The sequence below is a fragment of the Pseudaeromonas sp. HNCC25DJ182 genome (assembly GCF_055413365.1).
Window position 1 is genome coordinate 1 of sequence record NZ_JBVAYG010000033.1, and the last position, 1,414, is coordinate 1,414.

Sequence of the window (1,414 nt, forward strand, 5' to 3'; positions counted from 1 at the left end):
AATCAATGGGATGGACTCCTCCCTTCTTTCGGCATCCAAGTGCCAGACTGGAAGCGTCAAACAAACAGTCAACAGAAGAAAGGAGTCCACCATGAACATTACCCGTATTGGCCTGGATTTGGCAAAGAACGTTATTCAGGTTCACGGTGTTGATCACGAGGGGAAAAAACGCTTAGCCCGTCTCCTCAAACGCGAGAAGATGATTGAGTTCTTTCAGAATCAACCTCCTTGTCTGATCGGGATGGAGGCTTGTGCCAGTGCTCACTTCTGGGCCAGAACCCTGATGGCCATGGGGCACCAAGTCAAACTTATCGCACCTCAATTCGTTAAACCCTACGTCAAAGGCAATAAGAATGACGCCAATGATGCCGAGGCGATCTGCGAAGCAGTCAGCCGACCCAATATGCGCTTTGTGCCGGTAAAGACGGTTGAGCAACAAAATATTCAAGCGCGCCACCGGGTCCGGCAAGAGTTGGTTCACCAGCGAACCGCTAAAGTGAATCAGATCCGTGGTTTGCTGAGTGAATACGGCATCGTGATTGCGTTGAGAGTGGAATCTTTGCGTAATGCTTTGCCGGATATTCTCGAAGATGCTGAAAACAGACTGACACCTGAATTTCGCGAATTGCTAAATGGCCTGCATGAAGACTTGATGCATCTGGATGACCGGATTGGCACGCAGGATCAGGCCATCAAAAGACTGGCCCAGGAGCATGAGGGCGCCAAGCGTTTGCAGCAATTACGTGGCATTGGCCCGATCACCGCGACAGCACTGATTGCGGCAATAGGCGATGGCCATCAGTTTGCACGCGGACGGGATGCGGCCGCCTGGTGCGGATTGGTACCCGGTCAGCACAGTAGCGGAGGAAAAAGTAAGCTACTGGGGATTAGCAAACGGGGTGACACCTACTTGCGCACCTTGCTAATCCATGGGGCCCGTGCAGTACTCAAAACCGCTCAGAGCAAAGACGACAGGCTGAGCCAATGGTTACAAAGCCTGTGCAGCCGGAGAAATAAGAATATCGCGGCCGTCGCACTGGCCAACAAGACGATGCGAATGGCCTGGGCGCTGCTAGTCAGCGGGAAAGATTACGAATCGAACTTTTGTCGAGAAAGCCAACTTGCCTGAGTCAGAGCCTGGCAAGTAGTCCCGTCACTGACGGGCGGACAAACGAGTACCAATCCTGACGATTGCGAAGCATGGAAAGTTGATGGCAAACAGGTCGAACCGACGTCTGGAAAACCTTATAGGTGCGATGTGCCAAAGAGCACGCCTAATCGTTCAGGACCAGACGCGCGAATAGCCCATTATGGCCCGGGTAATTGAGCCCAACTTAAAGGCCGGATATACGTGAGCAATCGAACCTAGAGCCAAAAACAAGACATGCTTGCAAGCCGGGAGGAGTCCATATAC

The 1,414-nt window shown here is 52.3% G+C and carries 1 protein-coding gene; it reads left to right on the forward strand.

Features of this window, described 5'->3' with window-relative positions; all coding sequences use genetic code 11:
- Positions 1–91: 91 nt before the first annotated feature.
- Positions 92–1,129, forward strand: coding sequence for an IS110 family RNA-guided transposase (locus ACZYUB_RS16590; protein ID WP_463949341.1), 1,038 nt, complete (start codon positions 92–94; stop codon positions 1,127–1,129).
- Positions 1,130–1,414: the final 285 nt, after the last annotated feature.

Coding starts and splice junctions, on each gene's coding strand:
- ACZYUB_RS16590 (WP_463949341.1), top strand. CDS start 92: ATGAACATTACCCGTATTGGCCTGGATTTGGCAAAGAACGTTATTCAG.